We start from the raw sequence: 25,311 nt of genomic DNA, 5'->3' as shown, positions 1-25,311 counted from the left end.
GTCGCAGCAGATCCGGGTGGTGATGCTCCGAGATCGACTCGTTCTCCACGATCACCGGCGGTGGGCCCCGGCTGGTAGAGGCGATAGTCCCATCGCAGGTGTGCCGAATGAGTGCCGTTGGTGACAGGACCGACGGCGCGGTGATTCTCGGGCGGGGAAATCGGCCCGGCGGCTCAGGTCGACCGTCTCTGCCGGTACGGCCGCCGCACCGACATCCTTGAGATCGACTCGATCCGAGAAGGCAGCGGTAGGGAGTGATCGTCCATGGGTGACTCGTCAGTGCGTGTGCTGGCCGGGTACGACGGCTCGCTCGCGGCCGGTACCGCGATCGACATCGGCGCCCGGATGCTTCCCGCCGCGGCGGTCTGGGTGACGCACGTGTGGACGCCCCCGCTCGCCAGCGAGCCACTACGGCGGCGGCTCTGGCGCGGAACCGCCCATGTCGACGAATTCGTCGCCGCGGTGGAGCGCGAAGGCCGGCGGGAAGCCGACCGGATCGCCGGGATGGGTGTCACGCTGGCGCAGGCAGCGGGATGGGTGGCCGAGCCGTTGGTGGCTCGCACCTACGGCGGTGAGGGATTCGAGCTGACCGATCTCGCTCGACGACACGACGCCGACGTGATCGTGGTCGGAGCACGAGGGCTGAGCGGTGCGCACGCCGTGCTGGGCAGCGTGTCCGACATGGTGGTGCACTACGCCACGCAGCCGGTGCTGGTGAGTCCGTATCCTCTGCTCGCCGCCGAATACGCGGCCCTGCCGGCCGGGCCGGCACTGGTCGGCTGGGATGCGTCAAACGGTGCGGCGGCCGCGCTCGAGGCGGCGATGCGCCTGATGCCCGGCCGGCAGGTCGTACCCGTCAGTGTGGACATCGACGTCGATCCGCCGGCTGGACAGTTCCGTGAGCCGCCATCCCCCGTCGTGCGGGTGCGCAGCCGGCACGAAGGCTCGGCGCCCGCAATCGCCGACGCCCTGGCCGCGGCCGCTCGAGAGCGGGAAGCAGCGGTACTCGTGCTGGGATCGCGGGGCCGGTCGGCGGTGCGGGAGATCATTCTCGGCAGCGTCGCGATGAGCACCTTGCACCGGGCACACCACCTGACGATGATCGTTCCGCACGCCGAAGCGCAGGCGTGAGGAGTGCGGCACCGTGCGCCGCAGCCGGCTTCGCGACCGGCTACGTGCCGCCTGCGCCCCGTACGACCTGCTCGTCATCGGCACGAGGGCACGACCCCACCCTGAATGAACTCGTGCTCGGATCGGTCAGCCGGGCCCTGCCCGACCCACGCGCCCTGCCCGATCGTGGTGATCCGATCCGACGAACACGCCTTCGGACCGACTGCCTCGAACAGGACCAAATGCTCTGGTGACCAGCCTTTCTTCGCGGTGTCATGGGAGTACAGACACCGTTCCGGGAGGTCCACCGTGAGCGATCTCGACAACCGCCGAACACAGCAGGACGCCCGCGCAGACAGCGGCGATGTCAACCGTCCCACGCGGTACGCGGACGCCCTGAACAGGTACCTCGGAGCCGCCGGCTATGAGGCCATCGAGTCCAAGCGTGCACCCGCCGAGCCCCCCTTCGCAGCGACCCCGTCGACCGGTGTCGTTGTGGTCGGCGCGGACGAAACACCCGCCGGCTACACGGCGGTGGACCATGCCGCGATCGAGGCCGAACTGCGCGGCTGGAACCTGCGCATCGTGCACGTCCAGCCCCGACGGGCGCTCAGCTCTGCGCGCGACGCCGGCGCCCTGCTCCTCGAACGGCTGACCGACCGCGTGCACGCGTGCTCGCCATCGATAGCGGTTACCAGCCATCTTGTCGTCGGTTCGCCAGCATCCCTGCTGCTTTCCCAGTCCACATCAGCTGACCTGCTCGTGGTGGGCAATCGCCACGGCGCCGCCAGCGCGGCCATCGGGCTCAGTGTCGCCGACCGGCTGGCCGGCCACCACGACGGAGTGATCATGGTGGTCCGGATGCCAGGCCGGCCAACCGGAACGGGCTTCGGCACGCGTCCCGTTGTCGTCGGTGTCGAACAGCCGGGCGTCATCACCCCGGCAGCGCTGTTCGCTCTGCAGGAAGCCGGCCTACGCGGCTGCGACCTGGTGATGCTCAGCGCCCGCCACGGCCTCGCACCAGCCGGCCGCACGGAAACCATCCAGGGCGTGCTCGTGCACCACCGCACCGCCGCCACCGACCCCGCATCCGCACTGACCGGCCTCTCACACGGAGCGGCCGCGATTGTGGTCGGCAGGCGCGGCTTCGGCGGGCACCCCGTGACCATGCTCGGATCAGTGAGCCGAGCCATGGTCCAACACGCTGGATGCCCCGTCTTCCTGGTCTGAGATCGGTACACAGTGGGCACTGATGCGACAGGCCGCACGACGACCGCCGGCGCGCAGCTTCCTCGCTGCCTCTCCCGTTCCAGTCACTCTGCTCCGGCTGCACCGCTTGCGTCGCCGGGGTCGGCCGTCGTCGACCTGTCCGCGGCCGCAACGCACCGCTGGTCAGATGAACAGCAGCTGGGCGCCGTCGGTCTTCTCGATGAAATCGGCCGCGTTGATGATGTCCTCCACGCCGTCGTAGAGGTCGTCTTTGCTCAGGTGCATCATGTCGGCGGACATCCGGCAGGCCCACAGGTGGCCGCCGGAGGCGACGATCTGCTCCAGGAACTCCGGCACCTCGGGCACCCCGACATCGGCGATCTGCTTCTTCATCTGGCGGGTGGCCAGCGCGGTCATCCCGGGCAGACCGCCGACACCTTGCGGCAGATGGGTGGCGGTGTTGCCCAGCGGGGTGAACTTGAGATTCCCCATCCTCGACTTCGTGATCATGTCGAAGCCCCAGAACGTGAAGAACAGATGGGTCTCGACGCCCTCGCCCAGCGCGGCGTTGGCGAGCACCAGGCCGGGGTAGGCCATGTCGAGGGTGCCCTTGGAACAGATGACGGCGAGCTTACGGCCCTCGGTGCGGTCGTCGTCGAAATTCGGGACGATCGCCGGAACGGCTTCGGTACTGGTCATGGCAATGCTCCGTTTCAGACGCAGCCGTGTGGCTTGGGCAGGCCGGCGATGTAGGCCATCTTCTTGGCCGGCTTCTTGGGGAACAGGGCGAACAGCTCCTTGGTGCCGACCCCGCTGAGGGAGGACACCCGGCGCAGGGTGGCCGTCTCGCCCTGTGCGGCGTAGTCGTCGCGAAGGAATGCGATCACCTTGCGGTGCGCGTCGGTGAGGTCGATGCCGATCTGGGCGGCGAGCTGCTCGGCCAGGTCGGGGGTCCATTCGTCGTAGACGGTCAGGAAGCCCTCGGCATCGACGTGGACGTCGTGGCCGGCGATGCTGGTGACAGGCATGGTGTTCACTCCTCGGCTTGCGGGATGTGCTTGCCGGCCATCGACATGTGTGCCGGCAACGGGATCGGCCGCCCGGGCAGCAGCACGTTCCAATACATCCACCGGAACGCGAGCTTGCCCCAGTGGTTGACGGCTGCCTCGTCGAGCAGCCGGAACGGGCCCAGGCCCGGCGCCGGGTAGCGGCCCGGCAGCGGTTCGGTGTCGTAGTTGAAATCGATCAGCAGCGCCTTGCCGTCGCCGGACTCGATGAAGCAGTTGGCGTGTCCGTCGAAGCTGCCGGTCATCGGCTTGCCGGCCGCGTAGGCGACGAAGTTGTCGGTGAACACCTCGACGGCGAAGTGCGCGACCGATCCGGCCTTGGAGGTCGGGATGTCGTTGGCGTCGCCGAGGGCGAAGATGTTGTCGTACGCCTTGGCGAGCATGGTGCCCCGGTCGACCGGCACCAGGTTCAGCTCGTCGCCCAGCCCGGACCGGGCAACGTAGTCGGCGCCCATGTTCAGCGGCACGGTGACCAGCAGATCGAACGGGATCTCCCGCTCGTCGTAGGACACCAGCGACGTGCCGTCGACGCGCTCGACCAGAAAATCCGGCTCGACGGTGATCTTGCGCTCGTCGAGCATCGAGCCGAGCCGGGAGGCGGCGATCGGCTTGGTGAAGGCTCCCGGCAACGGTGTCGCATACACCAGCTCGACCCGATCCCGCATCCCGCGCCGGCGGAAGTAGGCATCGGCGAGGAAAACGAACTCCAGCGGCGCGACGGGACACTTGATCGGCATATCGGTGATATGCACGACCAGGCGGCCACCCTCGAACGCCTCCAGGGCCTGCGCCAGAGCCAGGGCGCCGTCATAGGTGTAGAAGTCGAAGATGCTCCGGCGCCACTGCCCGCCGTCGCGCATGCCCGGGGTCTGGTCGGGCCGTGGGGTCACGCCGGTGGCGATGACCAGATAGTCGTACGGCAGGGACCGGCCGTCGGACAGCAGCACCCGGTTCTCGGCCGCGGCCACCCGGTCGACCTCGCCACGCACCAGATTCACGCCGCCGGCGACCAACGGCCGGGTCGGCTTGACCACCTGCTCCGGGCGGTACATGCCGAACGGCAGGAACAGGTAGCCCGGCTGGTAGAAGTGCGTGTCGCTGGGTTCTACCACAGTGATCTGCCAGTCCGCGCGGGCCAGCCGGTGTCGCAGCTTGTTGACCACCATCGTGCCCGCCGTACCGGCGCCCAGCACGAGCAACCGTCGCATCACGCCACCTCCCACTGATCTCGGATACCCCCCAGGGTATTGGCGGAGCGGACGACGCTGTAGGGGATTAAGTCCCGACTCCAACGAGACGTCAATCGCTCACAGTGCCGCCTGGTGAACCGGACGGGCCGTTCGTCCTCTCTCATCATCGATCGCCGCATACCCCCGGGCGTATAGTGAGTGCATGCGGAGACCTCCGGCGAACCCGACGATCGGCCGGCCCGGACGACGCCTCGGACCGTGCTCGCCTGGACGATCCCGCAAGACATCGCCGACCGGCTCAACGACCAGTTCGGCACCGCGTTCGCCGGACGCCGGCCGGCCGAGATCGACGCGCGGCTCATCGTCTCCCGCACCCGCCAACGGCAGGCGATCACCGCCCACCGGAGTCAGTCGCTGCACAACCACGTGTTGCACCGCCGTCTTGCGCTGCTACGCGACCGCGAGCACCTGCGCGTGCTCTGCCAGCCGAACCGAGGAGACCCGACCATGTCCTACGCATACACCACCCGCCTTCGGCAGCCGTTCTCCACCGCCGTGGTGGATCGGGTCCGCGCCGCGCTCAAAGATCAGGGTCTCGGCGTGCTCACCGAGATCGACGTCCGGGCGACCCTGCAGGCGAAACTCGGGGTGGCCATGGAGGACTACCTGATCCTCGGCGCCTGCAACCCGCCCCTCGCGCACCGCGCCCTGGACATCGACCGGGAGATCGGGCTGCTGCTGCCCTGCAACGTCGTCGTCCGCGCCGACGGACCCGACGCCACCCTCGTCCAGGCGCTGGACCCGCAGACCATGGTCCAGGTCACCGGCCGACCCGAACTCAAAGCCGTCGCCGACGACGCCGCCACCCGCCTGCACGCCGCCCTCGACCAGCTCACGGTCTGAGCGACGGACCGGCCGGCTGCAACCGGCCAGGCCGTCGCACAGCAGCCGAGAGACGGTCACCGGCAGGTTCGGCAGGCGACCGGGTTCACCGCGGCACTCGGTGCTTGTCGGCCGATGGCCGGCCCGGCGACTCGTCCCGACCGTCGGCGCTGGCCGTGCCGGTCGGGTGAGCGGACCGGCGGCGGGAGAGAGCCCAGATGGCCCCGGCGGCGACGAGTACGGCGGCGCCCGCCCAAAGAATCGGGTTGGTGTAGAGGCTGGTGGGCAGTTGCTGGGCCAGGACGAAAACGCCCATGATCGCGACGAACCAGCCGAAGGCCTTGCGCAGCAGCGGCTCGGGGATCCGCCCGGCGAGTTTCCCGCCGGCGAGGCTGCCGAGGACGGCGGCGGCGGTGACCGCGGCCGCGAGTGCCCAGTTGATGTGCACGGTGGAGAGGTAGCCGGCGAGGCCGGCGTACGACTTCATCGCGATGACCAGCAGGGAGGTGCCGACGGCGACGGGCATGGGCAGCCCGCCGAGCAGGGCCAGGGCGGGTACGACGAGGAAGCCGCCGCCGGCGCCGACGAGACCGGTGACCAGGCCGACGATGATGCCGTCGGCGATGACGTGCAGGACCGGGAGCTCGTGCGGAACGGGTTTTCCGGGTTTCGGCCGGCGGCCGCGGATCATCGCGATCGAGGTGGCGAGCATCATCAGCGCGAACCCGGCGAGCAGGACGGTGCCGGGGATGTAGGCGGCGACCCGGCCGCCGGCGTAGGCGCCGGTCATGCCGGCCACCCCGAAGATCAGGCCGGTACGCCAGCGGACCCGTCCGGCTCGGGCGTGCGGAATGACGGCGACGGCGCTGGTGGTGCCCACCACGAGCAGCGAGGTGGCGATGGCCTCCTTGGCGGGCAGGCCGGCGACGTAGACCAGCAGGGGGACGGCGAGGATGGAACCGCCGCCGCCGAGCAGGCCGAGACTGACGCCGACGCCGACCGCGAGCACGACGGTCAGGACCAGGGTGGTGGCGGTCATGGCCGGGCCTCCGGTTGTGGTGCGGTGTCTTGCAGCCGGCCGACGATGCTGTCCAGGTCGCAGGTGGTGGTGCCGCGGTTGTAGGGCAGTTTGGCCAGCAGCATGCCCATGGCGCAGGTGTTGGTGAGGGCCGCGACCATCAGGCCGGCGCCGACCAGGGCGGCGAGCCATTGCAGGCCGGGCAGGAGCAGGGAGCCGAGGATGGCGGCCAGCACGATGCCGCCGGCGACGAGGCGGACCTGTCGTTCCAGGTCCCAGCGGGGCCGGACCCGGTTGACCGGGGCGTCGGTGGCCTGCCAGGCCAGCATGCCGCCCTGCAGGATCTTCACGTTCGGCAGGCCGATGTCGGTGAAGGCCTGCGTGGCGCGGGCGCCGGAGCGGCACACCAGCACGATCTGGTCGTCGAGGTGGGCCAGGAGTTCGGCGCGGTGCTCGCGGAGCAGGTCGAGCGGGACGTTGTAGGCGCCGGGGATGTGTGCGCTGTCGAACTCGCCGGGTGTGCGCACGTCGAGCACCCGCGGTCCGTTTGCGGACGTGAGCAGGTCGCGCAGGGTGCCGGCGTCGACGGCGCCCGGTGTGGTCGGGTCGGAGGGGGTCATAGCTCCTCGATCGGCTTGATGGCGGGCAGGGTGAACCCGCCGGGCGGCTGGGGGCGGCCGCCCGGCGGTGGTACCGGGGATCGGGTCAGCCGGCGGCGAGAGTGAGCACGCCGGCGGCCCGGGCCTGGTCGAAGTCGTCGTCGACAACGACGGGACGGCGGCCGTGGGCGGCCAGGATGCTGGCCGCGATGGTGGCGCGGTAACCGGCGGCACAGTGCACCCAGACCTCGCCGAGGGGCACCTCGTCGAGGCGGCGGAGCAGGTCGTGCAGCGGGATGTGCACGGCCCCGTCGATCCGCGCCTGGGCGGCTTCGAGATTGCGGCGCACGTCGAGAACGGCAACCGTCCGGTGATGGCGGACCTGCGTGAGGTCCGCGAAGGTGGCCCGCGGAAGGGTGGCGAGGTCCTCGCCCCCGGCCCACTCGGCGGGCGTGCCGGTGGCGTAGGCCGCGGGCCGGTCGATGCCGATGCGGACCAGTTCCCGCTGCGCCTGGTCGACCTGGTCGGGAGTCTCGCCGAGCAGCGTCACCGGGGTGCCCCAGCCGATGAGCCAGCCCAGGTAGGTGGCGAAGCTGCCGTCCAGGCCGAAGTTCAGCGTCCCGGCGACGTGCCCGGCCGTGAACGCGACCCGGTTGCGCAGGTCGACCACCCACTCGCCCGCGGCGATGCGCTTACGGATCTGGTCCGCGTCGGCCCGCTCCGGCCGGGACAGATCCGGGACGGCGGGACCGGCACTGTTGGCCGGGGCCATGTGGGCGTAATAGGCCGGCCAGGCGTCCAGGCCGGCGAGCAGCTCGTCGACGAAGACCTGCTCGTCGCGGGTCAACGCCGGGTTGATCAGCTTCTCCGAACCGATGGTGGCGGCGTCGGCCGCGCTCTGGGTGGCCGAGCAGAAGCTGCCGAACCCGTGCGTCGGATACACCCCAGCGGTGTCAGGCAGTTCGGCGGCGAGACGCTGCGCGGAGGCGTACTGGTGCCGCACAAGGGCGTGGGTGTGGTCCGGGCCGAGCAGGTCGGGCCGGCCGACCGAGCCGTACAGCAGCGAGCCGCCGGAGAACACCGCCACCTGTTCGGTACCGGCGTCAAGGGCGTACGACAGATGGGTGAACGTGTGCCCGGGAGTGGCCAGCACCCGCACACGCAGGTTGTCGCCGACAGCGATCACGTCGCCGTCGCGAACCGGGACCCGGTCGAACGAGACGGGGTCGTCGGCGTTCACGTGGTACGCCGCCCCGGTCGCCTCGGCCAGGGCGTACCCGCCGGTGACGTAGTCGTTGTGGATGTGCGTCTCGAAGACGTGGGTGATCTCGACGCCCTCGCTCGCAGCCAGGCCCAGCACCCGGTCGATGTCGCGCTGCGGGTCGACCACGAACGCCACCCGGCCGTCGTGCACCAAGTAGCTGCGGTCACCCAGGGTCGGGGTGTCGATCGGCAGGATTCGCAACACGTTCAGAACTCCCTCTGCTGTCATCGATCGGGGGTCAGGCCACGGCTCGCGCGCCGACGTACTCGAACCGCTCGCGTACATCGACGACGGTGCCGTCCCGGTATGCGGCCGGAGTCGTCTGGTCAACTTCACGCAGCTTCGAGATCTCCTCATTCGCATACCCCCGGGGGTATCTGTCCTTCACCATAGCGCGCCGATCGGCCGCCGCGTCAAGCCCGCCGATCCCCCGTGGGCTTCCGGCCGCTCCGCCGACGCCACCGCGACCATCCGCACGCTGGGGATTGGCGATCGGCGATGGATCTGATTACAGTTCGGCATACCCCCGGGGGTATAAGTTGCACCGCGACGGAGAGGGAAGACAGCAATGAGTCACGAGGTGGTCATCATCGGCGGAGGCACCGCCGGAATCAGCGTCGCGGCACGGCTGCGCCGGGCCGGGGTCCGGGACGTAGCGATCGTCGAGCCGTCCGATCGGCACTTCTACCAGCCCCTGTGGACGCTGGTCGGCGGCGGCCGCGCCGACGCCGACGAGTCGGTCCGCCCGCAGGAGACCCTTGTTCCCAAGGGGGTGCGCTGGATACGACAGCGAGCGGCCGCCGTCGACCCCGATGGAACTCGCGTCACCCTCGACGACGGGCGTGAGCTGTCGTACGACTTCCTGATCCTCGCGGCCGGACTCCAACTCGACCCGGAATCGATCACCGGGCTGAACGAGACGCTCGGCCACAACGGCGTCTCCACCAACTACCGCTTCGACCTGGCCCCGCGCACCTGGGACTTCATCCAGCAGACGCGCGGCGGGACCGCACTGTTCACGATGCCCCCGGGCCCGGTCAAGTGCGCCGGCGCACCGCAGAAGATCGCCTATCTGGCCGCCGACTGGTGGCGCCGGCAAGGAGCCCTGGACCAGATCCGGCCCATCCTCGTGCTGCCCACCGCGGCCATGTTCAGCCAGCCCCAGTGGGGCGAGGTACTGCGCGGCATCGCTGCGGGCTACGGCATCGACATCCGGCACGACACCCAACTGGTCGAGGTCGACGGACCCCACCGCCGCGCAGTGCTACTGGACAACAACACCGGCACCAAGGAGGCCATCGACTACACGATGCTGCACGCCACCCCGCCGCAGAGCGCCCCCGACTGGATCAAAACCGGGCCGCTCGCCGACCCGGCCAGCCCGTTCGGCTACGTCCAGGTCGACCAGCACACCCTGCAAAACCCCCGCTGGCCCAACGTCTTCGCACTCGGCGACGTGGCGAACCTGCCCACCTCCAAGACCGGCGCCGCCATCCGCAAACAGGCACCGGTGGTGGTGGCGAACCTGCTCGCCGCACGGCGCGCCGCACCGCCGCAGGCCCGCTACGACGGTTACACCTCCTGCCCGCTGGTCACCGCCCACAACCGGATGCTGCTCGCCGAATTCGACTACACGCTCACCCCGCGCCCGAGTTTCCCGGTCATCGACACCATGCGGCCCCGCTACGACATGTGGTTGCTCAAGCGATACGGGCTGCCCGCGTTGTACTGGCACGGCATGCTCCGCGGCCGCTTCTGAGCGCATCGTTCGCGGCCAGTCTTCACCGTCGGCGTCAAAGCCATGGCCGGGCAGGGTGGAGGACGACGGCAGCGACCTGCGATCGCCCATCGCTGATCGGGCTCGGCCCTGACGCTTCTCCATGCGTTCTGCACCTCGGCTGCACTCCGCCATCACGCCGGAGGACGACCGTAGGGGTGTAAGAACAAGGAAGGAGAAGTCATGAAGACCATCACTCGCCGCACAGCCACCCTGGTGGCGGCCGGCGCGCTCGGCCTGGGCGGACTCGCGGTCGCGGCACCGGCGCTCGCCGGCGCCGGCCCGTTCGGTCCCGGGCATTCCATCACCGCCACCGCCCAGCCGTCCGGGCCCGGCATGGGCTACGGCTCTGGAATGGGATCCGGCTACAGGTACGGCATGGGGTCCGGTTTCGGCGACGGCACCTGCATGGGGTCGGCAGTCACCGCTCAGCAGGGCACCCTCACAGCCGCCCAGAAGAGCACGCTGGCGTCCATGGCACAGGAGGAGAAACTGGCCCACGACCTTTATGTGGCGTTCGCCGCCCGCTACGACGCGGTCGTCTTCGACCACATCGCCGCCGCGGAGAGCCAGCACCTGACCGCAGTACGCACGCTGCTGCAGCGCTACGCCGTGAGCGATCCGACCGCGAACCGGCCAGCCGGCACGTTCACCGACCCTGCCGTCCAAGCCACCTACGACAAGCTGCTGGCGCAGGGCAAGCAGAACCTGTCAGCCGCCCTGGCCGCCGGACAGCAGGTCGAACGCACCGACATCGCCGACCTGAAAACCGCCCTCACCGATCTGACCGCCCCGGACGTCAAGCAGGTGTACGCCAACCTGCTCACGGCATCCGAACGACACCTGGCCGCCTTCACCCGCTGGGCGAACCGGTAAGAACCCGTGGTGGGTGGAGGCGGGGCGACCGCCCCACCCACCACAGGAGCACGACAGAGGACCAGCGCTTGATCCGTGGATCGTGGTCCAGGTCACCGAGCGCGCCGAGTTGCGGAGGATCGCCGACGAGGCGACCACCCGGGTGCGTGCCGCGCTCGACGCGCTCGCTGGGCGAGTTCTCAGGCCAGCGACAGGAAGAGCTTTTCCATCTGCGCCATGTCGACGGTCGGCTCCTTGCCGTCCTGCTCCGCGATCACGCATTGCCGCAGACCCGTCGCAATAATCTTGAAACCAGCGCGGTCCAGGGCCTTCGAAACCGCGGCCAACTGGGTCACCACATCGGCGCAGTCACGGCCGGATTCCAGCATGGCGATGATGCCACGGATCTGACCCTCGGCGCGGCGCAGGCGCTTGATCACGTCGGTGAGGACGTCGCCCTCGATCTCCATGCTTACCTCCAGAACAGCCGATGACCAGCATACCCCGCTGGGTATGCTGGTCATCTGGCTTCATGCCGCTGCCGGCTTGCCCCTGCCGCGCTGTTGCGCGACCTTGCTGCGCACCTCGTCCATGTCCAGCCCCCGCACGGCGGTGATGAGTTCCTCCAGCGCCGCGGACGGCAGCGCGCCCGGCTGGGAAAAGACAAGAACTCCGTCACGGAACGCCATCAGCGTCGGGATCGAGGAGATCCCAGCCGCGACCGCGAGTTGCTGCTCGGCCTCGGTGTCGATCTTGGCGAAGACGATATCGGAGTGCCGCTCACTGGCCTGCTCGTAGACCGGGGCGAAGCGGCGGCACGGGCCGCACCAGGACGCCCACCAGTCGACCAGCACTATGCCCTCACCGGCGACGGTCCTTTCGAAGGTGCCCGCCGTCAGACCTGTCGTGCTCATGATGCTCCTCCCCTTCTCGCCGGCCGCGCCGACACCGGAGTCGTGTAGTGGGTTCACCCAGCGCCAGGACGAGTTCTGCAGCGGGCCGCGATTTCCCCGCATTCGCCATGGGCCGGCACACGTCGGCGTTCGCTTCCTCGAGACGCCTGTCGTCCTCCCCCATCGAATTCAACTATACCCCCGGGGGTATGCGAACGCCGCATCGAGGCCTGGACGGCAACTACCTCCTCCACGACGGCACGCGCGGCCTTCGGGCAACGAGGATCTTGCCGCTGGACGGTGAGGGTCAGCGGCAGTCACCATCGCTGAGCCCCGGCTCAGGCGACGGCAAGGGGCAACGCAATGGTCACAGTCACACCGCCGGCGGCCGGAGATTCGATGCGGACCACACCGGCGTGGGCGGTGACCAGCTCGCGGACGACCGCCAGACCGATACCGGAGCCGGCTGTCCCCGCCGTGCTACGGCCGCGCCACAACCGATCGAACGCGTGTGGCAGCTCGTCGGGAGCAATGCCCGGCCCGGTGTCAGCGACCTGCAGGACGGCCCGCCGGTCCTGGACGTACGCCCGCAGGTGGACCTGGTCGCCGGGACGGCAGTAGCGGGCCGCGTTGGCGAGCAGGTTGACCACCGCCTGATGCAACCGGTCCGGGTCACCCCGCACCGGCGCCCGCCGGTCGAGATCCGTGGTCACGGCCAGCCCCGCTGCGTCGAGCCGCGGCCGCTGCGAGGCCAGCGCCGCCGCGGCGATGCCGGCCAGATCGGTGTCGACCGGGTGCAGGGACAGCGCGGCTGACTCGGCCGCGGAAAGCTCGGCCAGATCCTGCACGATCCGGCCCAGCCGCAGGGACTGGTCGTGCAGAGCAGCCAGCCGCTCGGTATCCGCAGGTTGCAGGCCGTCGCGGAGTTCCTCCAGCCCGGCCTGGAGCCCAGCCAGCGGCGTGCGCAGCTCGTGAGCGATGTCGGCGGCCAGGCGGCGACGCACGGTCTCGGCTCGAACGACCTCGTCGGCCATGGTGTCGAAAGCGTGCGCGACCGCACCAAGCTCGCCGGGTGCCCGCAGGCCGGCGCGGGCGCTGCGTTCGCCGGCGGCAAATCGGCGGGCGGTTGTGGCCACGACCGCCAGTGGCCGGGCCAGCCGGCCCGAAACGAACGTGCTGACCAGCAGGGCTGCCAGCAGCGCCACGCCCGCCGCTCCGGCTATCCACGACCATGCCACCGTGCGGCCACCCGGCGTACTCGCCGGGAACGCCAGCCGGACGCTGCCCACCCGCCGCCCGCCGATCGTGACCACGCCTTCGACGATCGGCCCGGCGTTGTCAGCACTGTGCATGCCGCCCGCGCCGGGGCCCATGCCGCGTCCCGGCCAAACCATGCTGCCGCCGGTGTCCCGGACCACCAGCCGGGCACCCGCAGCCTCGGCGAGGTTCGACGCGGCGGCCAGGTCCGCGCCGTCCCAGCCGTTCGACCGCGTGTAGGCGGTTGCGACGGCCGCGGCTACCCGGTCCGTGACCCGCTGACGGTCCTGCTGCGCGGCGCTGGCCAGCCCGCGGTCCGTGGCGACCAGCGCTGCCAGCGTGAGCACGGCAACCGATGACAAGGCCACGAGCAGAAACGCGGCCAGCAGTCGCCGGCCCAGCGGACCGGCCAGCGCCGGGCGGTCACCGGTCACGCGACCACCCCAGCCGGTAGCCCACGCCCAGCACCGTCTCCACGATCTGCGCTCCGTCGGGCCCGAGCTTGTGCCGCAGGTTCTTGACGTGTGAGTCGACGGTGCGCTCGTAACCGGGGAACTCGTAGCCACGTACCTGATTGATCAACTCATAGCGGGAATACACCCGCCCCGGCGTACCGGCCAGCGCGGTCAGCACACCCCACTCGGTGGGCGTCAGATCCAGCAGTCCGCCGTCCAGGCGGGCTTCGTGGCGGACCTCGTCGAGTCGCAGTCGCCCGCCACCGAACGACATCACACCGTCATCGCTGCCACGGCTGCCGTGCGCGCGGCGCAGCACCGCCTCGACACGCAGCACCAGCTCCGTCGGCGAGAACGGCTTGGTCACATAGTCATCAGCTCCGTGGCGCAACCCGTCGATGCGGTCTTCAACGCCGCTACGAGCGGTCACCACCACAACAGGAACTTCACGGCCGTCCGCGCGGGCGGCCGCCAGCACCTCGCCCCCGTCGACATCGGGCAGACCGAGATCAAGCACTATCAGTTCGACGCCGCCGGCGGCGAGCCGAGCGATAGCCTCGGCGCCGGAGCCGGTGCTCTGCACCGCGTGGCCGGCCCGCTCCAGATACCGGCGGACCAGATTCCTCAGCTCACGATCGTCCTCGACGACCAGCACGGCTCCCGGCACATCTTCATCCTGCGACTCGTGCACGACCGCGCACAGGGCCGGTCGACCCATGAACGGTCATGAAACGTCTCCGGCGCCACGGTGGGCGGATCGAAACTCGTCGGGCATGCGTCACCGCCGTCATCCGGCCGCCCGGCCAAGGGCACCGTCGATAAACGCTGTAACCCGCCGGTTCCATTCGTCCGGGTGGGTACGCAGAGCCTGTGTATGGCCTGCGCCCTCTACCTTCCATACTTGGACGCTGAGGTTGCCGCGCTGGATGAATCTGGCCGCGTACGTCTCGTCCGGCACCTCGCCGGCGGTGATCAACAGGATCGGCCGCAACGCGGTGGCTGCCGCCGCTGCGCGCAGGGTGACGGGCGGCTGGGCATCCGTGAGCAGATCCGTCAGCGCGGTGGTGAGGCCGTTGACCTGACGCTGGATCCGGCCCCGCACGCCGTAGGCGTCCTCGAGGAACGCCGAGTCACCCGCGACGCGCTGAGTGGCGCCCTCGGCCACGACGGCACGGATGGCCGGAGAGGTCGCCGCCGCCCCGATCGCCTCCTCCCCGCCCATGGAGAGACCGATCACGGCGATCCGGCCCGGGTCCACGTCAGGGCGGCCTTGCAGGTACGACACCGCCCCGGCGACATCCTCATCGCCGTACCAGCCGAAGTCCATCGCACGACCATCGCTTCGCCCGTGGCCACGGGCGTCGACCATCAGCACCCCGTACCCGTGCCGTGCGAGCACGGCGGCATGGTCGAGCACGTCGGACCGGGTCGAGCCCGCACCGTGCAGGAGAATCACGCCCGTGCGGTTCGCCGCAGGCAGATACCACCCCGCCAGTTCGACGTCATCCGGCGTTCGGAAAGTCGCGTCCTCGTACCGGAAACCTCGATCTGCCGGCGTCTCCACCCGCAGACCTGTTCGGGGTACGTTGGTGGCAGCCACGGCCTGGCCGCCGGTGAACAATCCGATCATGGTGACGGCGAGTAGAACCGCTCCTGTCCCGACTCGCCACCATCCGCACGTGCTGCGGATCAGTCCCACCGATCCGTACGAGACGAGCGCGGCACCCGCCACGAGCGCGACAGAACCCGCCACGGCAACCACGGACATGCCGGTCTTGCTGAGGTGCGGAAGCGCGATTCCGGCACCCGTGGCGACCGCCGGTAACCCGACGACCGTAGCAACCGCCGCCCGCGTCAGCGGCTCACCTTTCCTGACGATGGCTGCTGCGCCGACGGTGAGAACGAGCAGGACCGCCACACGGGCGACCTGCCAAGCCGCTGTTCCGTCCCGGCCCGTCAGGAAACCCACGGCTGCGCCCACGGCGACCACCAGAGCGGGCGCCACGCGAGGCAGACCCGTCCGGCTGTACCGCTCAGAGACTCCCACGGCCTTCCCTCCGCCGTCGCCGATGGCCCCCTCACCTTGGTCGGCGCGGAAGCGTCTGCAACAGAGGCAAACGACCCCGGCCGAGGCGCCGGATCGCCCCCTCGGCTACTCGGCGCCGCCGGCTGAGTCACTTCCCCGGCGCATCGAGCCAACGCGTTCATGACCGATCCCTCTAACCTCGACGACTTTTGAGGCAGGAGGCGCGCCGATCAACCGTTTCTCCAGCGAGACAGCGCTTTCAGCACCGCGAGTCGCTGCCTGATCAGATATGCGGGGCAGGCAGTTCGTGTGGGGTCACTGTCCCGGCCCCGCCATCGACAGTCACCGACTGCCCATTCCGCAGCCGGGTCGTAGCATCCCCGGTGCCGCACACGGCGGGGATGCCGTACTCGCGGGCGATCAGGGACGCGTGTGCGGCAAGGGTTCCACCATCGGTGACGACGGCCGCAGCACGCGCGAACAGCGGCGTCCACGCCGGCAGGGTTGCCTTGGCCACCAGGACGTCGCCTTCGCGGAACGCGTCGAAGTCGTCCGGGCTGTTGACGATGCGGACCGGACCGGTCGCCCGCCCCGCCGATGCCGGATGTCCCTCGATCACCCCGGCGACCACCTCATGGGGCCCACGGGCCCGCTGCACCGCCCGGTCGATCACGTCTCCGATCAGGCGGGCCGGCGCGCCGAGGGTCAACGGCGCGGCCAGTCCACGCTGACGGTGCCACTGTTGCCGACGTTCTTCGACGGCGCTCACCCCTGCCGGCTCGGGCCGGCCGGCCAGGCCCGCTTCCACCTCGTTGCGGGTGCAGAAGAACACGTCCCCCGGCCGGCGAAGGTGCCCGGCCGACGCCAGGTGTTCGCCGAGGCGGCGTACGCACATCCGCAACACCGGCCAGGCGAGGGTGAAGTCGCGAGCCTGCTCTTCCCGGATGATCGCGTACCGCTGATTGACCAATAACAGGCGCTCGTATTCGGCCAGTAGGTGTGGCCGTTGACCGAGTGCGGCCCGGCATGCCTGCTCGGCGGCGGCACGCTGTTCAACCAGTTGGGCGTGACGGCGGCTGGTGTCAGCGGTGGTCGCGGCGTCCGGCAGTTCGGCGGCTGCCGGGTGGTACCAGTCGGCGCTCTGCACCGCGTGGCCGACGCCCATGTGCTGGATACCGGACAACCCGCGCAGCAAGACTTGGGCACCGCCGCGGGCTTCGGGCAGCACATCCGGGAAATGGCGGCGTGTGAAGCGGGTCAGGCAGGCTTCCATCTTCCACGCCGACCCGCCAACGATCGCCAGATACCAGAAATGGATCCCGGCCTCTCGGCCGAGCACATCGATCAGACCCGCCAAACGATCAGGCGATGCCGTGGCAACCTCGGCCTCGGCGCCGGCGACCAGCCGGCGGTACGCGGGCAGCTGAACATCGCGCCAGTGACGGCCCAGGCCCGACAACACGGCCCGGTCTGCGGCCGCCGGATTCCGGCCGACGCGGACCAGCGCGTTGTACAACACTTTGACCGCGTGACCGCGTCCCTGCCACAGCACGCCGGCGAGCAGCTTCGGAGAGGGTATCGGGGTGGCGTTGTAGTACCAGCCGTGGACCAACGCGTACCGGAACGGCACCCGGACTCCGACGCTGGCGTGCATGCCGTCGAGGAAACCGTCTTCCAGGATCGGCAGCAGCCAGGTGCCGAACAGCGGCGTGACCGCCTCCGGCAGCCATTCGCCGAGACGGAAGTTGCGCATCCACAGCCCCGGCCCAGGCGGTACCCAGGACACCGTCTCGGGCACGGCTGTCATCGGCCGAGCCTGCAGCAGCCACAACCGACCACCGCGGTCGATGGCCCACTCGATGTCCTGTGGGCGCGCGTAACGGTCGGCGACCTGCCGCGCGAGGTCAGCCACCGCGTGCGCCTGCTCGGCGGTCAATGCTGCCTCCCCGCGACGAACCGGCCTGGTCATCGTGGTGACATCGCCGACGATCGTCCACTCCTCGCCGACGGCTTCGCCGGACACCAGCGCGTCACCCAGCCCGCGCACGGCGGTGACGACCGTCTGGTCACGGTTGCCGGTGACCGGGTGGACCGTGAATGCCACCCCGGCCGCAGCTGGTTCGACCATCACCTGCACCAGGACCGCCATGGCGTCAGCGCCCCCGCCGTGGCGCCGGTGGTGATACGCCGACACTCGCCCGGCAGTGGCGGCGGCGAAGCATCGGCGTACGGCGTCGGCCAGGCCGTCGACGGGCACGTCGAGGTAGCTCTCGTAAAGTCCGGCGTAAGACGCGTCGGACAGGTCCTCGGCCCCGGCCGACGACCGCACAGCGAAGCGTGTCGCCCCCAGCCCGCGAACGGCTTCGGCGACAGACGTCTCCCAACCGTCGATGTCCAGCGCCGCAGCGGTCACGACCATCCCTCGGGGAACTGGCAGACCGTCCGTGGCCAGTTCGCCGAGCACCTGAGCCTTGCCGCCCACCAGATCGCGTGCGGCAACACCAGCGTCGGCCAGGTCCAGCACGGCGTGGAAGGCAGCCATCCCGGTCACCTCATATGTAGCATCGCAAAGTATTGTGATACTACGCTTGGCGTGCCGTACTGGGAACCCAGGGATTCGCGGAGGTGACCCGCATGCTGCCGATGCGGCCGGAGTTACTCAAAGGACACCTCGACGCATTGCTGCTGGCAGTGCTCGAGCAGGGCCCACGACACGGGTACGCGGTCATCGAGGCGTTGCGCGCCGACAGCGGCGGAGCACTCGACCTGCCCACCGGCACCGTGTATCCGGCGCTGCACCGGCTCGAGCGCGCCGGGCTCATCGCGAGCAACTGGGAAACCGTCGGCGGACGCCGTCGCCGCGGCTATCACCTCACGCCCACCGGCGAAGGCGTGCTGGTCGAACAGCGCGCCGTCTGGGACCAGTTCGCCACCGCCGTCACCGCCGTCCTCGCGAGGCGACCATGGCCGGCCACGGCCTGAACCCGACCACCGGGTCGCGCACACTCGTCGCCGCCTACCTCGACGACTTGGGCACAAAGCTGCCCGGGCCGCGCCGGCACCGCAGCCAGATCCTCATCGAGCTGCGCGACGGACTGGACGTGGCCACCGAAGTGCACCTCGCCGCCGGAATGACGGCCGAGCGGGCGCAGGCGGCGGCAGTCGCCCAGTTCGGCAGCCCGCAAGAGGTCGCCGACGCCTTCGCGGGCGAGCTGACCACCACCTACGCAAGGCGCGTCGTCGCCACCTACATCGCCACCGGACCGCTCGTCGGAATCTGGTGGCTTCTGCTGCTGCGCCCGGATCCGTGGCAGACCGGCCCGATCGCCATGATCGCCGCGATCCCCGCTCTTCCGCTGATCGCCATCGCGATCGCCGTCGCCGGCGGCGCCCTCGCCACCACCGGACGCCTGATGCGCTGGCTGCCGGAGACATCACCGCAGGGGGCCGCGGCCGCCACGATCGCCGTCGCCGGCGTAAGCGTCGCCGCCGACCTCACCATGATCGGACTCCTCGCGGCTTCGGCGACGGCATCAGCTTTACTCGCCATCATGGCCGTCGCCACCAGCGTGAGCCGCATCGTCTGCAGCACAGCGGTCCTGTACCGGGCGACGAGGATGAGCCGACGCCGCAGTGCCGCGTGACAACACATCTCAGTCCTGCATCGCCAGGCCGATACATCTGATTAATTTCTCCAGGAAGCTCACCAAGTCGCTCCCATGGACGCAAGGAGACCGGAGACGTATAAATACATCTGATGTATGTGGCTTCTGAAGCGGAGGAGCCCCCACCGAGCGGAGGCTCAGTGACCGAGCGCATCCTGTCCATCGACACCTTCGACATCCGGTTCCCGACGTCCAGGCATCGCGACGGATCCGACGCGATGAACCCCTTCCCGGACTACTCCGCCGCGTACATCGTGCTCCGCACCACCGCGGGCGCCGAAGGCCACGGGTTCGTCTTCACCGTCGGCCGCGGCACGGAGATCGAGGTCGCCGCCATCCGCTCGCTCGCCAAGATGATCATCGGGCAGCCGGTGGACGAACTCGTCGCCGACCCCGGGGTGTTGTCTCAGCGGCTCATCGGCGACAGTCAGATCCGCTGGCTCGGCCCGGCCAAGGGGGTCGTGCACATGGCCGCGGGCGGCTTGGTCAACGCGGTCTGGGATCTCGCCGCCCGGCGAGCGGGCCAGCCCCTGTGGAGGCTGCTCGCGGCACTGTCCCCGGAGCAGCTCGTGGCCCAGATCGACTGGCGGTACCTGCGCGACGCGCTCACCCCGGACGAGGCGCTGGACCTGCTGCGGAACGCGACCGGAGGCAGAGCTGAGCGAGAGAAGGTCCTGCTCGACGAGGGCTATCCGGCGTACACCACCACGCCGGGCTGGCTCGGCTACGACGACGAGAAGCTCGCCCGGCTGTGCGCGGAGGCGGTCGAAGACGGCTACCGGCTGATCAAGCTGAAGGTGGGCGCGAATCTCGCGGACGACGTACGGCGGCTGGCCATCGCCCGGCGGGCGGTCGGCCCGGAGGTACGCCTCGCGGTCGACGCCAATCAGATCTGGGGCGTGCCCGACGCCATCGGGTGGATGCGGGAGCTCGCGCCGTTCGACCCGTACTGGATCGAGGAACCGACGTCACCGGACGACATCCTCGGGCACGCCGCGATCCGTGCGGCGCTGGCGCCGGTGAAGGTGGCCACCGGCGAGCACGCGCACAACGCCGTCATGTTCAAGCAGCTGTTGCAGGCCGGCGCCGTCGATGTCGTGCAGATCGACGCCTGCCGCGTCGGCGGGGTCAACGAGAACCTCGCGATCCTGCTGCTCGCGGCGAAGTTCGGCGTACCGGTCTGCCCGCACGCGGGCGGGGTCGGGCTGTGCGAGCTCGTGCAGCATCTGGCCATGTTCGACTTCGTCGCGGTCAGCGGCACGACCCAGGACCGCGCCATCGAATACGTCGACCATCTGCACGAGCATTTCACCGATCCGGTACACATCGAGAACGGCCGCTACGTCGCACCCCGGGCGGCCGGGATGAGCGCCGAGATGCGCCCGGCGACGCTCACCGCTTACCGGTACCCCGACGGTCCCGAGTGGACCGCCGCCTAGTTCGAACCATCAGCGGGATTCATCAGATGCTTCGACGACGACAGCGGATCTTTGGGCGGGATGATCCGTTGACCGGCACAACTTCGAGGCATAACGTCAGATGTCTACAGTGTCGTCCGTCACACCCCCACCATCGCTCCCCTTCTCCCCAGCATGGAAGGACACCGGTGAACCGCAGGATTCAGGTCAGTCTGGCGGTCGTCATGATGCTCGGCGCCACGTCGTCCATCGCCGCGTGCAATCGCGACTCGCCGGCGGCCACGGACGCCGGCGCCGCGGCCCCACTGGTCGGCGTGGACTATCCGAGGTCCGACACCGACTTCTGGAACTCCTACATCAAGTACGTTCCCCCGTCGGCTCAGGCGGTCGGCGTCGAGCTCAAGACGACGAATTCGCAGAACGACGTCGCCGCGCTGATCTCGAACGTGCAGACGTTCGTCAGCCAGGACGTCAAGGGCGTCGTGATGGCCCCGCAGGACACCGCCGCCATCGCACCCACCCTCGAGCAGCTCGCCACCAAGAAGGTCCCGGTCGTCACGATCGACACCCGGCCCGACACCGGCTCGGTCTACATGGTCGTGCGGGCCGACAACCGCGCCTACGGCACCAAGGCATGCCAGTTCCTGGGGGCCAAGCTCGGCGGGAAGGGCAAGGTCGTCATGCTCCAGGGCGACCTCGCGTCGATCAACGGCCGCGACCGCACCGAGGCGTTCAACGACTGCATGAAGAACGACTTCCCCGGCATCCGCGTCTTCGGCGAGGTGACCGACTGGAAGGGCGACGTCGCGGCGTCCAAACTGCAGACACGCCTGGCTTCCGACCCCGACGTCAAGGGTGTCTACATGCAGTCGTCGTTCGCCCTCTCCGGGACGCTGCAGGTGCTCAAGCAGAAGGGCCTGCAGGTGCCACCGAGCGACCCGAAGCACGTCTTCATCGTCTCCAACGACGGGATTCCCGAGGAGCTCAAGAACATCAAGGACGGACTCATCGACGCGACGGTCAGCCAGCCCGCCGACCTGTACGCGAAATACGGCCTCCACTACATCAAAGCCGCCATCGACGGCAAGGCGTTCCAACCCGGACCGACCGACCACGACAGCACGATCATCAAGGTGCGCGAGGGCCTGCTCGAGGATCAGCTCTCCGCTCCACTGGTCACGGCGGACGGCGCGACGATCGGCGGTGAGAAGACGGCGAAGTACGACGACACGTCGCTGTGGGGCAACAACTCATGACGTACGAAGAAATGGCGCCGGTCGTCGAGGCGGTGGACATCGGTAAGCGCTTCGGGTCCACCGTCGCGCTCGACCGGGCCGGCATCACTGTGCGGGCCGGCGAGACCCATGCCCTGGTCGGCCGCAACGGCGCCGGAAAGTCGACGCTGGTCGACATCCTGACCGGGCTCCAGGCGCCGGACACGGGCCGGGTCAGCTTCGGCGGGCGGGCCGCCCCGCCGCCCGGTGACCGGGACGCCTGGCGCCGGCAGGTGGCCTGCGTCTACCAGAAGTCGACGATCATCGGAGCCCTCACCGTCGCCGAGAACCTCTTTCTCAACCGGCACGATCGCGGCGCCGGCGGCCTCATCCGGTGGCGGGCGCTGCGCCGTTCCGCGCGCGAACTGCTGGCGGCCTGGTCGGTCGACGTGGACGTCGACCAGCCGGCGTCGGCGCTCACCGTCGAGCAACGGCAGTTCGTGGAGATCGCCCGTGCGCTGTCGTTCGGGGCCCGCTTCATCATCCTCGACGAACCAACCGCCCAGCTCGACGGCACCGGCATCAGCCGGCTCTTCGACCGCATCCGCGCCCTGCGCGCCCAGGGCGTCACGTTCCTGTTCATCAGTCACCACCTGCAGGAGATCTATGAGATCTGCGACGTGGTGACCGTCTTCCGCGACGCCCGGCACATCGTGACCGCCCCGGTCGCCGAGCTCGATCGCGCGGCCCTGGTGGCCGCGATGACCGGTGAGGACGTGAGCCTCGCCGGAGACACGTACCGCCCGCCACCGCCCGCCGACGCCGCAGTCCGGGTCGTCGTCCGTGATCTGGTGACCGCCTCCGGCGCCGGCGCGTCGTTCGAGGCACGCACCGGCGAGGTGGTCGGGCTCGCCGGCGGCGGCAGCAGCGGCAAGTTCGAGGTGGCTGAGGCTCTGGTCGGACTCGCGAAACCAGCCGGGGGCAAGGTCACCGTCGACGGCCGTACGCTGCGGCGCGGCAGCGTGCCGGACGCCCTCGCGGCCGGCGTGGGCCTCGTCCCGCAGGACCGGCACCGGCAAGGCCTGGTACCCCTGCTGTCCATCGCCGAGAACGTCACCATGACCGTTCCCGGGCGGATCGGCCGGCACGGTCTCATCTCGCCGGCTCGGCGCGATGCCATCGCCCACGGGTTCATCACCGACCTTGCGATCAAAGCCTCCGGGCCGCACGTGCCCGTCTCCGACCTCTCCGGAGGCAACCAGCAGAAGGTGGTCATGGGCCGCGCCCTGGCCGGCGATCCCAAGCTGCTGGTCCTCGTCACCCCGACCGCCGGCGTGGACGTGCGATCCAAGCAGACCCTGCTCGGCGTGGTCGATCAGGTGCGCGGTCGCGGCAGCGTCGTGCTGATCGTCTCGGACGAGCTCGACGACCTGCGCATCTGCGACCGCGTCCTGGTGATGGTGCAGGGCCGGATCGTGCGCGAGATGCAGGCCGGCTGGCGTGACAACGACCTGGTAGCCGCGATGGAAGGGGTCGATCTCGACCATGTCTGACACGCTGTCGAGCACCACCGCCGCCGAGGCTCCGCCGCCTCCGGCTACCCGCCGGATCCCCGCGCTGGCCCGGCTCCGTGACCTCGCTCTGGTGCCGGCCATCGTCACGGTCGCCATCGTCGGATACATCGTCAGCCCGGTGTTCCTGCGCACCGACAACATCATCAACGTGCTGCAGAGCATGTCCGAGATCGCCATCGTCGTGCTCGCCGAGACCCTCGTGCTCATCACCGGAAAGATGGATCTGTCGCTGGAGTCGACCTTCGGACTGGCGCCGGGCATCGCGGCCTGGCTCATCGTCGACCCGGCCGTCACGCACGGCCTCGGCCTGCACGCCGTGCCGGGCGCCCTGGCCATCCCGCTGGTGCTCCTGACCGGCGCGCTCATCGGCGCGTTCAACGGCTTGCTGATCGTCCGGTTCGGGCTCAACGGCTTCATCGTCACGCTCGGCATGCTGATCGTCCTGCGCGGCCTGCTGACCGGCATCTCCGGCGGCAAGACGTTCTTCGCCCTGCCGGAGTCCATGACCTACCTCGGCTCCGCCTCGTGGCTCGCCGTGCCCGCGTCGATCTGGATCAGCTTGATCCTGTTCGCCGTGGCGGTCGTGGTCCTGGGCTACACCCGGGCCGGCCGGTCGCTGTACGCGATCGGCGGCAACGCCGACGCCGCACGGGCGGCAGGCGTCCGCACCGACCGGGTCGTGTGGCTGACCCTGGTCGTCGCCGGCACGCTGGCTGCGCTCGCGGGGCTGCTCATCAGCGGGCGGCTCGCGTCGGTCACGGCGGCGCAGGGCGACGGGGCGATCTTCCAGGTGTTCGCCGCGGCCGTCATCGGGGGCGTCAGCCTCAACGGCGGCAAGGGCACCGTCTTCGGAGCGTTCACCGGCGTCCTGCTGCTCTTCCTGATCATCAACGTGCTGACGCTGGCCGGCGTGCCGGCGCAGTGGACGAACTTCCTCAACGGTGCGGTCATCCTCGTCGCGCTGGTCGTCTCCCGGGTCACCGGCGGCAAGGCACAGACCTGACCGGCGTCAAACTCATCTGATGAATCACGGTGCCGGCTGCCGCGGTGCCGCGGCCAGCACGGTACGCAACCACGACTCGGACGTATTCACGTGGATCAGCGCGCTCGCCTGGGCCAGGAGCGGGTCACGGTCGCTCAGGGCCCGGTAGATCGCCTCGTGCTCGTTGAGCGTGACGCCGGAGGAGCCACCCTCGATCAACCCGCGCCACACCCGGGCCCGCAGCGTCTGCCCCGACAGGCCGTCGAGAAGCGAGGTCAGCGTCTCGTTGCCGGTAACCGCGATGACGGTCCGGTGGAACTCGGCGTCGTACCGGATGAGCCGCTCGGCGTCGTCCGCCGCACCGCGCATGTCCTCGAGGATCTCGCCCAGCCGGTCCACGTCGGCGTCGGTGATCCGCAACGCGGCGACACCGGTGGCCACCGGCTCCAGCATCCGGCGCACCTCCATCACCTCGAGCAGGGTGTCGTCGCGAAGCAGCTCGACCGCGACACCCAGACCCTCCAGCAGCAGCCGCGGCGCCAGGCTCGTCACATACGTGCCGTCACCGCGGCGCACGACGAGCACGCGCGCCGCCTCGAGCACCTTGACGGCTTCGCGAACCCCGCTGCGGGACAGGCCCATCTCCTGCGAGAGCTGCTGCTCGGTGGGCAGGCGGGCGCCCGGCGGCAACTCCCCCGACTGGATCATCCCGCGGATCTTCGTGATCGCCTCGTCGGTCAGCGCCACCGGGCCCCCCTGCAAGCCATTGAGGCAGTCATCTTATCTTTGCCCGCCGCGCTCATCATGATGAGCGGTGCCGGAATGGCAGGGACAGGGTTCGGGAGGAGCCACAGAA

The 25,311-nt window shown here is 69.7% G+C and carries 24 protein-coding genes; 11 read left to right on the top strand and 13 right to left on the bottom strand.

Annotated features, from left to right (window positions below; translation table 11 throughout):
* The first annotated feature begins 264 nt into the window (after positions 1-264).
* Entirely contained in the window at positions 265-1,131 is an 867-nt protein-coding gene (locus tag LXN57_RS27005; RefSeq protein WP_251801023.1) for a universal stress protein, read from the top strand.
* A gap of 288 nt (positions 1,132-1,419) precedes the next feature.
* Entirely contained in the window at positions 1,420-2,340 is a 921-nt protein-coding gene (locus tag LXN57_RS27000; protein WP_251801022.1) for a universal stress protein, read from the top strand.
* Between the two features lie 162 nt (positions 2,341-2,502).
* On the opposite strand, the gene LXN57_RS26995 is transcribed toward LXN57_RS27000, so the two are convergent.
* Genes LXN57_RS26995 through sqr form a run of 3 tightly spaced genes read right to left on the bottom strand, consistent with a single transcriptional unit; the run spans position 2,503 to position 4,594 of the window.
* Positions 2,503-3,018 (bottom strand): DsrE/DsrF/DrsH-like family protein, encoded by a 516-nt coding sequence (locus LXN57_RS26995; RefSeq protein ID WP_251801021.1) that lies wholly within the window; start codon positions 3,016-3,018, stop codon positions 2,503-2,505.
* Between the two features lie 14 nt (positions 3,019-3,032).
* Positions 3,033-3,347 (bottom strand): TusE/DsrC/DsvC family sulfur relay protein, encoded by a 315-nt coding sequence (locus LXN57_RS26990; protein WP_251801020.1) that lies wholly within the window; start codon positions 3,345-3,347, stop codon positions 3,033-3,035.
* Positions 3,348-3,352: 5 nt separating this feature from the next.
* Complete coding sequence (gene sqr, locus LXN57_RS26985; protein WP_251801019.1) at positions 3,353-4,594, bottom strand: type III sulfide quinone reductase, selenoprotein subtype; 1,242 nt, start codon at positions 4,592-4,594, stop codon at positions 3,353-3,355.
* Positions 4,595-4,774: 180 nt separating this feature from the next.
* On the opposite strand from sqr, the gene LXN57_RS26980 reads away from it, so the two are divergent.
* Positions 4,775-5,479, top strand: a complete 705-nt coding sequence (locus tag LXN57_RS26980; protein WP_251801018.1) for a DUF302 domain-containing protein — start codon at positions 4,775-4,777, stop codon at positions 5,477-5,479.
* Positions 5,480-5,564: 85 nt separating this feature from the next.
* Here the strand turns inward: LXN57_RS26980 and LXN57_RS26975 are convergent, their stop codons facing one another.
* The 3 genes from LXN57_RS26975 to LXN57_RS26965 all read right to left on the bottom strand — a co-directional run bounded on the left by LXN57_RS26975 (position 5,565) and on the right by LXN57_RS26965 (position 8,543).
* Positions 5,565-6,497 (bottom strand): sulfite exporter TauE/SafE family protein, encoded by a 933-nt coding sequence (locus LXN57_RS26975; RefSeq protein WP_251801017.1) that lies wholly within the window; start codon positions 6,495-6,497, stop codon positions 5,565-5,567.
* Positions 6,494-7,096: a rhodanese-like domain-containing protein gene (locus tag LXN57_RS26970; protein WP_251801016.1), complete on the bottom strand. Its 603-nt coding sequence runs from the start codon at positions 7,094-7,096 to the stop codon at positions 6,494-6,496. The genes LXN57_RS26975 and LXN57_RS26970 overlap by 4 nt, the downstream gene beginning before the upstream one ends.
* 85 nt (positions 7,097-7,181) lie before the next feature.
* Positions 7,182-8,543, bottom strand: a complete 1,362-nt coding sequence (locus LXN57_RS26965; RefSeq protein WP_438872919.1) for an MBL fold metallo-hydrolase — start codon at positions 8,541-8,543, stop codon at positions 7,182-7,184.
* 364 nt (positions 8,544-8,907) lie between these two features.
* Between LXN57_RS26965 and LXN57_RS26960 the strand changes: the two genes are divergently transcribed.
* Together LXN57_RS26960 and LXN57_RS26955 are read left to right on the top strand one after the other, a co-directional pair.
* Positions 8,908-10,098, top strand: a complete 1,191-nt coding sequence (locus LXN57_RS26960; protein ID WP_251801014.1) for an NAD(P)/FAD-dependent oxidoreductase — start codon at positions 8,908-8,910, stop codon at positions 10,096-10,098.
* A gap of 201 nt (positions 10,099-10,299) precedes the next feature.
* Positions 10,300-10,992, top strand: coding sequence for a DUF2202 domain-containing protein (locus LXN57_RS26955; RefSeq protein WP_251801013.1), 693 nt, complete (start codon positions 10,300-10,302; stop codon positions 10,990-10,992).
* 179 nt (positions 10,993-11,171) lie between these two features.
* Here the strand turns inward: LXN57_RS26955 and LXN57_RS26950 are convergent, their stop codons facing one another.
* From LXN57_RS26950 to LXN57_RS26925, 6 genes are all read right to left on the bottom strand, one after another.
* Positions 11,172-11,441, bottom strand: coding sequence for a metal-sensitive transcriptional regulator (locus LXN57_RS26950; protein WP_251801012.1), 270 nt, complete (start codon positions 11,439-11,441; stop codon positions 11,172-11,174).
* A gap of 60 nt (positions 11,442-11,501) precedes the next feature.
* A complete protein-coding gene (trxA, locus tag LXN57_RS26945) occupies positions 11,502-11,885 on the bottom strand; it encodes a thioredoxin (protein ID WP_251801011.1) in 384 nt (127 codons plus the stop codon).
* Between the two features lie 317 nt (positions 11,886-12,202).
* The gene (locus LXN57_RS26940; protein ID WP_251801010.1) at positions 12,203-13,555 is read right to left on the bottom strand and encodes a HAMP domain-containing sensor histidine kinase; all 1,353 of its coding nucleotides are present in this window, start codon (positions 13,553-13,555) and stop codon (positions 12,203-12,205) included.
* Positions 13,545-14,294 (bottom strand): response regulator transcription factor, encoded by a 750-nt coding sequence (locus LXN57_RS26935; RefSeq protein ID WP_251801009.1) that lies wholly within the window; start codon positions 14,292-14,294, stop codon positions 13,545-13,547. The genes LXN57_RS26940 and LXN57_RS26935 overlap by 11 nt, the downstream gene beginning before the upstream one ends.
* 69 nt (positions 14,295-14,363) lie before the next feature.
* Positions 14,364-15,494 carry an alpha/beta hydrolase gene (locus LXN57_RS26930; RefSeq protein WP_251801008.1) on the bottom strand — a complete coding sequence of 377 codons (1,131 nt, stop codon included), beginning with the start codon at positions 15,492-15,494 and terminating at the stop codon, positions 14,364-14,366.
* 391 nt (positions 15,495-15,885) lie between these two features.
* The gene (locus tag LXN57_RS26925) at positions 15,886-18,144 is read right to left on the bottom strand and encodes a PEP/pyruvate-binding domain-containing protein (protein WP_251801007.1); all 2,259 of its coding nucleotides are present in this window, start codon (positions 18,142-18,144) and stop codon (positions 15,886-15,888) included.
* A 101-nt stretch (positions 18,145-18,245) separates the two neighbouring features.
* Between LXN57_RS26925 and LXN57_RS26920 the strand changes: the two genes are divergently transcribed.
* The 6 genes from LXN57_RS26920 to LXN57_RS26895 all read left to right on the top strand — a co-directional run bounded on the left by LXN57_RS26920 (position 18,246) and on the right by LXN57_RS26895 (position 24,476).
* Positions 18,246-18,584: a PadR family transcriptional regulator gene (locus LXN57_RS26920; RefSeq protein WP_251801072.1), complete on the top strand. Its 339-nt coding sequence runs from the start codon at positions 18,246-18,248 to the stop codon at positions 18,582-18,584.
* Entirely contained in the window at positions 18,566-19,246 is a 681-nt protein-coding gene (locus LXN57_RS26915; RefSeq protein ID WP_251801006.1) for a permease prefix domain 1-containing protein, read from the top strand. Before LXN57_RS26920 ends, LXN57_RS26915 begins: the two co-directional genes overlap by 19 nt.
* Positions 19,247-19,407: 161 nt before the next feature.
* Positions 19,408-20,706: an enolase C-terminal domain-like protein gene (locus LXN57_RS26910; RefSeq protein WP_251801005.1), complete on the top strand. Its 1,299-nt coding sequence runs from the start codon at positions 19,408-19,410 to the stop codon at positions 20,704-20,706.
* 167 nt (positions 20,707-20,873) lie between these two features.
* Entirely contained in the window at positions 20,874-21,941 is a 1,068-nt protein-coding gene (locus tag LXN57_RS26905) for a sugar ABC transporter substrate-binding protein (protein ID WP_251801004.1), read from the top strand.
* Positions 21,938-23,452 (top strand): sugar ABC transporter ATP-binding protein, encoded by a 1,515-nt coding sequence (locus LXN57_RS26900; RefSeq protein ID WP_251801003.1) that lies wholly within the window; start codon positions 21,938-21,940, stop codon positions 23,450-23,452. The genes LXN57_RS26905 and LXN57_RS26900 overlap by 4 nt, the downstream gene beginning before the upstream one ends.
* A complete protein-coding gene (locus LXN57_RS26895) occupies positions 23,445-24,476 on the top strand; it encodes an ABC transporter permease (RefSeq protein ID WP_251801002.1) in 1,032 nt (343 codons plus the stop codon). The genes LXN57_RS26900 and LXN57_RS26895 overlap by 8 nt, the downstream gene beginning before the upstream one ends.
* A gap of 24 nt (positions 24,477-24,500) precedes the next feature.
* On the opposite strand, the gene LXN57_RS26890 is transcribed toward LXN57_RS26895, so the two are convergent.
* Positions 24,501-25,202 (bottom strand): FadR/GntR family transcriptional regulator, encoded by a 702-nt coding sequence (locus LXN57_RS26890; RefSeq protein ID WP_251801001.1) that lies wholly within the window; start codon positions 25,200-25,202, stop codon positions 24,501-24,503.
* Positions 25,203-25,311: the final 109 nt, after the last annotated feature.

Origin of the sequence: Paractinoplanes hotanensis (genome assembly GCF_023717965.1) — a bacterium.
Classification (GTDB): Bacteria; Actinomycetota; Actinomycetes; order Mycobacteriales; family Micromonosporaceae; genus Actinoplanes; species Actinoplanes polyasparticus.
This window is presented reverse-complemented; position numbering and strand designations above follow the sequence as displayed.

What these genes read in the sequence shown, in the direction of transcription:
- LXN57_RS26935 (WP_251801009.1), bottom strand. Translation starts at nt 14,294, where the DNA reads ATGGGTCGACCGGCCCTGTGCGCGGTCGTGCACGAGTCGCAGGATGAA.
- LXN57_RS26975 (WP_251801017.1), bottom strand. Translation starts at nt 6,497, where the DNA reads ATGACCGCCACCACCCTGGTCCTGACCGTCGTGCTCGCGGTCGGCGTC.
- trxA (WP_251801011.1), bottom strand. Translation starts at nt 11,885, where the DNA reads ATGAGCACGACAGGTCTGACGGCGGGCACCTTCGAAAGGACCGTCGCC.
- LXN57_RS26900 (WP_251801003.1), top strand. Translation starts at nt 21,938, where the DNA reads ATGACGTACGAAGAAATGGCGCCGGTCGTCGAGGCGGTGGACATCGGT.
- LXN57_RS26970 (WP_251801016.1), bottom strand. Translation starts at nt 7,096, where the DNA reads ATGACCCCCTCCGACCCGACCACACCGGGCGCCGTCGACGCCGGCACC.
- sqr (WP_251801019.1), bottom strand. Translation starts at nt 4,594, where the DNA reads ATGCGACGGTTGCTCGTGCTGGGCGCCGGTACGGCGGGCACGATGGTG.
- LXN57_RS27005 (WP_251801023.1), top strand. Translation starts at nt 265, where the DNA reads ATGGGTGACTCGTCAGTGCGTGTGCTGGCCGGGTACGACGGCTCGCTC.
- LXN57_RS26925 (WP_251801007.1), bottom strand. Translation starts at nt 18,144, where the DNA reads ATGGCTGCCTTCCACGCCGTGCTGGACCTGGCCGACGCTGGTGTTGCC.
- LXN57_RS26995 (WP_251801021.1), bottom strand. Translation starts at nt 3,018, where the DNA reads ATGACCAGTACCGAAGCCGTTCCGGCGATCGTCCCGAATTTCGACGAC.
- LXN57_RS26990 (WP_251801020.1), bottom strand. Translation starts at nt 3,347, where the DNA reads ATGCCTGTCACCAGCATCGCCGGCCACGACGTCCACGTCGATGCCGAG.
- LXN57_RS26915 (WP_251801006.1), top strand. Translation starts at nt 18,566, where the DNA reads ATGGCCGGCCACGGCCTGAACCCGACCACCGGGTCGCGCACACTCGTC.
- LXN57_RS26950 (WP_251801012.1), bottom strand. Translation starts at nt 11,441, where the DNA reads ATGGAGATCGAGGGCGACGTCCTCACCGACGTGATCAAGCGCCTGCGC.
- LXN57_RS26960 (WP_251801014.1), top strand. Translation starts at nt 8,908, where the DNA reads ATGAGTCACGAGGTGGTCATCATCGGCGGAGGCACCGCCGGAATCAGC.
- LXN57_RS26955 (WP_251801013.1), top strand. Translation starts at nt 10,300, where the DNA reads ATGAAGACCATCACTCGCCGCACAGCCACCCTGGTGGCGGCCGGCGCG.
- LXN57_RS26920 (WP_251801072.1), top strand. Translation starts at nt 18,246, where the DNA reads ATGCGGCCGGAGTTACTCAAAGGACACCTCGACGCATTGCTGCTGGCA.
- LXN57_RS26895 (WP_251801002.1), top strand. Translation starts at nt 23,445, where the DNA reads ATGTCTGACACGCTGTCGAGCACCACCGCCGCCGAGGCTCCGCCGCCT.